2 protein-coding genes and 1 pseudogene are annotated in these 7,623 nt (G+C 59.9%); 2 read left to right on the top strand and 1 reads right to left on the bottom strand.

The annotated features are described in order from the left end of the window. On the bottom strand, window positions 1–2,417 hold a 2,417-nt coding region (locus tag QVP03_RS07520; protein ID WP_288210699.1), incomplete at its 3' end, for a glycosyl hydrolase. 692 nt (window positions 2,418–3,109) lie between these two features. On the opposite strand from QVP03_RS07520, the pseudogene QVP03_RS07515 reads away from it, so the two are divergent. Together QVP03_RS07515 and QVP03_RS07510 are read left to right on the top strand one after the other, a co-directional pair. Next, a pseudogene (locus QVP03_RS07515) lies at window positions 3,110–5,588 on the top strand (ATP-dependent Clp protease ATP-binding subunit). Window positions 5,589–5,838: 250 nt separating this feature from the next. Next, window positions 5,839–7,623, top strand: a 1,785-nt coding sequence (locus QVP03_RS07510; protein ID WP_288210698.1) for a sensor histidine kinase, incomplete at its 3' end; no start/stop codon positions are given.

The raw sequence follows: 7,623 nt of genomic DNA, 5'->3' as shown, positions 1-7,623 counted from the left end.
AACCGATCTCCGAAGGTGAACCGTCCGCGGCCTTTCCGAGCCTCGCCGCCGAGCCGTTCGTATTCGGCATCATAAATACAGGCACTGATCTTTTCGTCCGTCCCCGGCCACTGGTAATCGCCGAAATGGTTGTCCAGCAAGGGTTCCAGCCGGAAATCCCACTCCCCGCCGAGGTCGATCCGCTGCGTGCTCCCCGCGCCGGCGGATTCCGCCCCGACCTCCGCATCGCGGGAAGGGTCGAAGAGGATCAGCTGCATGTCCGTACGCTCCAGCGGCATCACCACCTCGGTTCCGGCATCCGTGACGGCGGCAACCCGCAGCGGGCGTTTCCCGCCCGTCCACGGATCCCACAGCTCCGCGGCTCCCCATGCACGGAAACGGCACGTTGCGCCCCGCCCGACGTTATAGACCGCAAAGAGGTCGCGGCCGCCGATGCGGCGGTGCATGACGTAAGGGGTCGGATCGCCCGTCTTTTGCTTGGCAGGATGCGCCCCGGCATCCGTTGCCGGGCGGAGCAGCGTGAAATCGCGCTGCGTATTGCGGCCGATGAGTGCGGTCGCATCCGCCGGATCGCCGATACGGAAAACCCGGTCGCGCCCGCCCCCGAAGAGATCCGCCACCAGTTCCGTCAACGCCCGGCTGCCGCGCCCCTCCTTTTCAGAGGCCTCCGGCAGCGGGCCGATATTGATGACCATGCCGCCGTCGCGAACGAAGTCGCGCAGTTTTTCGAGCGACGAGTGGCGGATCGCCCGCATGGCGGGAACCACGACCACGCCGAACGACTCCCCGGCCACATGCAACCGGCCGTCGCGCACCTCGGCGCGGCCGAGCGATTCGTAATCCATGTAGTCGAAGTCGATGCCGTCGCGGTAAATCGCCTCCCCGGCGGCAAAGGCGGCTTCGACAGCCTCGTTGCCGTACCCGGCCACCACCGGCTCGACGGGATAGAGGATCGCCACGTCGGCGACGTGGTATCCCTGCGACAGGATATAACTCAGGCGCTCGGTACACTCCAGCAACCCGTCCATCTCGTCCCAGTAAGGCTCGTGGAAATGGTTGCAGGGCGCCGCCCACTCCCACCAGCCCCCCATGGTCGTATAGTAAAGCCCGTGCAGGCTCAGCAGATTCTGCCCCATGGCGAAATTGGCGAAGATCGCATCGGTCAGCTGCGCCGAGTTGGTCGACCACTCGCTGCTGTGAAAACCTTCGAGCCAGACGCGCTGGCGTTCGTAGAGGTGCGAGATCGACGAGGCGACCTTGTTTTTAATAATGTCCTTCTGCAACATCGGCTGGTCGCAGCCCGGAGCCTGGTTCCAACGCTGGGTACGGAAATAGTCGCCGAACTCGCCCACGTCGCGGCCACGGCCGCCGTGGTCGCATCCGAAGAGCAGCCCGCGCCGCTGGTGCCACTCATAGACGGGGATGAAGAAGTTTTCCTCGCTCAGCGCCACGCGCACGTCGTTATAGTCCATGCGTACCTTGACCGAACTGTCACCCAGGTCGACGAACAGCGCGTCGATCTGCGGCAGGATGTCGTATCCCTTGCGGCGCATGAACTCGTCGCGGAAAATATCGTTCCAGATATTGCCCTGCAGGTTGAAGTTCAGCTCATCGGAGAAAAAGAAATTGAGCCCCGTTTCCGATTCCCCGGGGAAACGGTCTGCAAAACGTTGGAAAAAGTGCCGCACGTAACTGTGCCCCGCACGAGGGTGCATCGGATCGAGCGAAGGCAGGCGCCGCTCGGCCTTCACTTCGGCCACGAGGGCCCGCGGCCAGGGGTTCTGCCACTCGACCCCGTCTGGCCCCATTTCCGGCAACAGGTCGACCGGCGCCCCGTCGATCCGGCCCCGGGCATCGAGCGGGTAAGCGTTCAGCGAAAGCGGCCGCTGCGCATAAGCCCGCGAGAAACGCTCCCCGCGGCCGAGTTCCAGGCTGTCGAAATGCAGTTCCGAACCGTTGAGCGTCGGGTCTTCGGCCAGCATCTCGTCCACATAGGAGCCCTGCCCCACGCCCAGCGTATAGTCGCTCAGGCTGACGGTCATACCGCGTTTGCCGGCCTCGGTCATGAACCACCCGAAAAGCTCCCACCACGCCGGAGTGAAAAGGTCGGGCTTCGAACGAAATGTCCTGCCGTAGGTGATGCCGCCCGTATCGGTGTGGCAATAGTTGATCTGCAGGCTGCTGATCCGTTTCCGTGCCAGCATGTCGAGCTGCCAGGCGAGATGTTCGCGCGTGAGCGTGTCGCCGATCCACCAATAGAAGGGCACCTCGCCGTAACCTGCCGGCGGGGTTCGGAACCCCCTTTCGAGGTCTATATTCCCCGAACGGTCGGGATAGCCCGGTGGCAGCGGGCGCGGCGGTTGTGCAAAGGTCATGGCGGCGGCGAGCGCCAGGAGAGGGATCAGGATCCGTTTCATATTCTTTTCGGGTTGAAGTCGGTTGTCAACAGCCCCGGACGGGCCTTTTCCACAAAAATACAAAATTAACAACACAAATAAACAAGACCGGCACAATAAAAACACACACACTCCGTTTTATACTTGTAATAATAATTGTTTTTCAGAGAGATAATACACTGGAAAAATCTACATCCGGTTTCGGCAGGGTATCGGTACGGCTTTCAGCCATCGTATCAAAAATAAAACATTCCGAATCATAATTGTATAACGGCAACTGACGCCCGGCACCGGCCGGCAACAGGCAACTAATCCCGGCGCAGTCGGTATATCCCGCACAAGAAGCCGTCCGGTACAGAGCCGCCCGGCACCGCAGGCAGCCCCGGTAACCAAAGCCGGCGAACCCCGCCCCCGCAAGAGCTCTTTCCGGCACCGGCCACAGGGAGCCTATCCTGCCTCCGTATACCCTTTCCATAGTACCGGAACTATCCTTCCGGGGGAGCATCTTCTCCCTGCGAAAAAGGCCGGAAACCCGTTCAGAACACATCCAAGCCCGTTTCCAGCATCGCACACCGAGAATTTCAGCCGCACAATCCACTCAGGGACAATGCAATAAATACCGCTCAACAAGTTAACATAATATTTAACAATAACATGCCGTTAGATAGGCGAAGAATCAAAAGTTAGACTATTAAATTTCATGACGACGCAACATGCAAGTAAAAATTTCGAAGACGCTCGAGGGCATCATTGCCCGCGCGGCGTTTAATACGACCAAAGCAGGAATCGACCACTCGCTGAAGGATTTTCTCATGCTGGAGATGCTCCGCGAAGAAGGGTCGCTTGCCTACCAGCTTTTATCCTCCCGTCTGAAGGACTGGGAGCTCTACCAGGTACGCCTGCGCATCGAACGCGAGGTACTCGGGGCAGGGCGGCGCGAAAACACGGGCGCCGAAGAGTTTTACCGCGCCTTTACCGACGAACTGTGCGCCGTATCGGGCGCCGTGCGGAGCGTCTCTACGGCCCACGCACTGCGGGCCATCGTCGGCGACCGCTCGACCGCGACATCGCGCGTACTCGAAATGTACGGCATCACGGGTGAAGTCGTATCCGAAGACATCAAGAAATTCGCCGCCGGCGACGATTTCCGCACGGAGATACAGGTACACATGCTCGATTTCAGCGAGGAAAACAAACCCGAAGAGAAAAACACATCGCACGTGCTCGACAAGTTCGGCGTAAATCTCACGCAGATGGCCCGAGAGGGTAAAATCGACCCCGTCGTGGGGCGCGAGCAGGAGATCGAGCGCGTAGTCCAGATACTCTCGCGCCGCAAGAAGAACAACCCGATCCTCATCGGCGAGGCGGGCGTGGGCAAGAGCGCCATCATCGGGCGTGGACAAGAGCGCCATCATCGAAGGGCTGGCTCTGCGCATTGCACGCGGCGAGGTGCCCTACACCATCGCCGACAAGACGCTCTTCTCGCTCGACGTATCGTCGCTCGTAGCGGGCACGAAGTTCCGCGGCGAATTCGAGGAGCGCATGCAGCAACTGCTCGACGAACTGCGCAAGGCCAAGGACACGATCATATTCATCGACGAGATACACACCATCGTGGGTGCCGGTTCGACACAGGGCAGCCTCGACACGGCCAACATCCTCAAACCGGCACTCGCACGGGGCGAACTGCAGACCATCGGCGCCACGACGCTCGACGAATACCGCGAGAACATCGAAAGCGACTCGGCGCTCGAGCGCCGGTTCCAGAAGGTCGTCGTCGAGCCCACGACGCCCGAGCAGACGCTCCAGATCCTGCGCAACATCGCCTCCCACTACGAGCAGCACCACAAGGTACGCTATACGGAAGAGGCGCTGCAAGCCTGCGTGGAACTCACCGGGCGCTACATCACCGACCGCTTCTTCCCGGACAAGGCGATCGATGTGCTGGACGAGGCGGGCTCGCGCATACACCTGCAATCGGCGCGCGAACCGGCCGAACTCCGCCAGATGGAAAACGCACTCGACCAAGTGCGGCGCGAACGCCGCGAGGCGGTCAAAGAACTGGTCTACGAAAAGGCCGCCTCGGCACGCCTGCGCGAAATCGCACTCCGTTCGAAACTGGGCGAAAGCCGCAACGAATGGCAGCGGTCGCTCGAAACCAACCCCGTGGAGATCACGGCCGAGCATATCCAGCAGGTCATCACCTCGATGACGGGCATCCCCGCCGAGCGCATTTCGGGCGGAGAGATGACCCGCCTGCAAACCCTCTGCCAGCACCTTTCGCAGCGGGTCGTAGGGCAGCAGGAGGCCGTCGAGAAGATCTCGCGCACGATCCGCCGCTCGCGGGCCGGGCTCAAGGACGAGAACCGTCCGATCGGGGTATTCCTCTTCGTCGGCCCCACGGGGGTAGGCAAGACGCTGCTGGCCAAGGAGGTCTCGAAATGGCTCTTCGACGAACAGCGCGGACTGATCCGCATCGACATGAGCGAATACAGCGAGAAGCACAACGTCGCCCGGCTGATCGGCTCGCCACCGGGTTATGTCGGCTACGGCGAGGGCGGCCAGCTCACCGAGACGGTACGCCGCCAGCCCTATGCCGTGATCCTGTTCGACGAGATCGAGAAAGCACACCCCGAGGTCTTCAACACGATGTTGCAGATCTTCGACGAGGGACACCTCACCGACGGCTCGGGCCGCAAGGTGGACTTCCGCAACACGATCATCATCATGACCTCGAACGTCGGGTCGCGCGACGTGGTCAAGAAATCGGTGCAGGTAGGTTACAGCACCGTATCGAAGAGTGCCACAGCCTCCGCGACGCCCCGGTGCGAATACCGCAAGGCACTCGAGCAGACCTTCGCCCCGGAGTTCCTGAACCGGATCGACGACATCGTATTGTTCCGCACGCTGGAACTGAGCGATGTGGAGCGGATCATCGAACTGGAATTGCAAGGGCTCTTCGAACGCACGCGCCGCCTGGGCTACAAGGTGAAGATCACCGACGGAGCCAAGCGTCGCCTGGCGGCCATGGGCTACGAATCGCGCTATGGAGTCCGCTCGCTCAAACGTACGCTGATGGACAACGTCGAGGAACCGCTTTCGACGCTGATCATCGACGGCAAACTCCACGAAGGCGACACGGTCGTCGTCGAGTCGGACAAATCGCACGGCGTAAAGCTGCGGGTGGCATGACTCCCGGACGGTTCAGACCCGTCCCGTTAAAAGAGACCGGCTTGCAACCGGTCTCTGTTTTTATGTTTGCTATTTTTTAAATGATAATTCCCCGAAAGATTTTTTTTCATAAATTTGTCCGAATTTAATATTGTTTCACGACACCGACATGCGTCAGATTCTCCTGAAAGCCCTTGCGTCAGGGCTAATTATGTCCTTGTTTCCGTACGCTGCAATATCGGCGCCCCCCAAGCCGGCACATGCCGACAGTTTGCTTACGCTCTTACCGAAAACACCCGATGCCGCCGGCCGGGAACGTATATACGTCCAACTTGCCGACCTGAGCGGCGACAGCCTCGAACTGGCCGCACCCCATTGGGAAGCGGCACTCGCCGAAGCGCACAAGGCCGGGGATACCTACGGATGCAAAGATGCGCTGGACTTTCTGGTTCGCAAATTCGCCGACCGCGACACCCGGCGGGCCGAGAAATACATCGCCCTCTCGGACAGCATTCTCCCGGGTTCCCGCCACGCCCTGTTCCGTTCATCGCTTTACGCCTACTACCTCTGGAAACAGATGAACGACAACAATTCGATCGAAACGGTAACGCGTGCGCTGGAAGAACTCAAAGGCAAAAACTACGATCGGCTCACGCCCGAGGAGCGCATCGAATGGGAACTCCTGACAGGCCTGGCCATCGACTTTTCGTCGGTCACGACCGAAGCCTACGACAACATCGCCAAGGCGATCCCCTATGTGGAGCGAGCGCTGGAAAACCTCAGGAAATACCCGCTCGAAGAGCGTCTCCACCTGGAAAAGATTTGCCACGACGAACTTTCCGATCTCTATATGCTCTGCAAGGACAAGCGCGCCGAAGAGCAGATCGGGCAATGTATCGACCTGCACCGCAAATGGCTGGCGATGGACGACCGCTTCGAACGGCCCCACCGCGACACGACGGGCTACATGATGCGCGCCTATGCCAAAATGGTATACCTGCGCGACCTGATCTCCCGAGATAAGCTGAACGAGTATTACCAAAAATGCATCGGGCTGGCCCGCGCCAGAGGCGACATGGCGGAAATATACAGCACCAGCGCCCGGTATTATCAGTGTACGGGGGATTACGAACGGGCCGTGGCTTACATCGACTCGACCATAACCGTCTACAAAAGCAAAGGCATAAAAGCGGACTTAGCCCCTATCTATGCCACCCAATCCTATCTGTACGAAGAAATGGGCGATTATAAAAACGCCCTCAAAGCGGTGCGGACAACCAATAACATCCGCTTCAACGAGCGGGTAGAAGAGGCGCAGAGCAGTCTTGCCGAAATGCAGACCTTGTTCGAGGTGGGCAGGCTGGAATTCGAAAAGTCCCGGCTGACCGGCCGCATACGATTCATCGCCCTGCTTGCGGGCGGCATTCTGGTGCTGCTGCTCGTCGGCTGGAGCGTCTACCAGTACGTCATGGTTCGGCAGCTGAAGCAGATAAGGCGGCAACTGACCGATGCCAACGAAGAGATAACCCGCCAAAGCCGCCGCGCCATGGAGAGCGAAAAGATGAAAACGGCCTTCATCAACTCGATGTGTCACGAAATCCGCACGCCACTCAACGCCATCAACGGGTTCTCAGATCTACTGCTCGAAGGCGACCACGACCACAATACGCGGCGCGAATTCCGCGAACAGATATGGGCGAGCACGACCGCGCTGACCACCCTGCTGGAAAACATGCTCGAATTGTCGAGCCTGGTCAGCTCCGAAGAGCCCTTGCCGCTCGCCGAAACCGATCTCGGCCTGCTGTGTGCCGAGCGGCTGCAAATCCAGCGTGAACTTTCCCAAAACCCGTCGGTAGAGTACATCCTCAAGGGGGGGGGTCGCGGCACCTGCGTCATCCCGACCAATGAAACCTATATGACGCGCGTGATCGACAACCTGTTGCAGAACGCCGCCAAATTCACCGCTGCGGGTTCCGTCACGGTCTGCTGCGACAAGGACGACAGCACCCGCAAACTCCGCATCCGCGTAACCGACACCGGAATAGGCACCGCCCGG

The organism is Alistipes sp. CAG:29 (assembly GCF_000435435.1).
Lineage (GTDB): Bacteria > Bacteroidota > Bacteroidia > Bacteroidales > Rikenellaceae > Alistipes > Alistipes onderdonkii.
The sequence above is the reverse complement of the archived record's forward strand: the minus strand, read 5'-3'. Positions and strand labels throughout refer to the sequence as shown.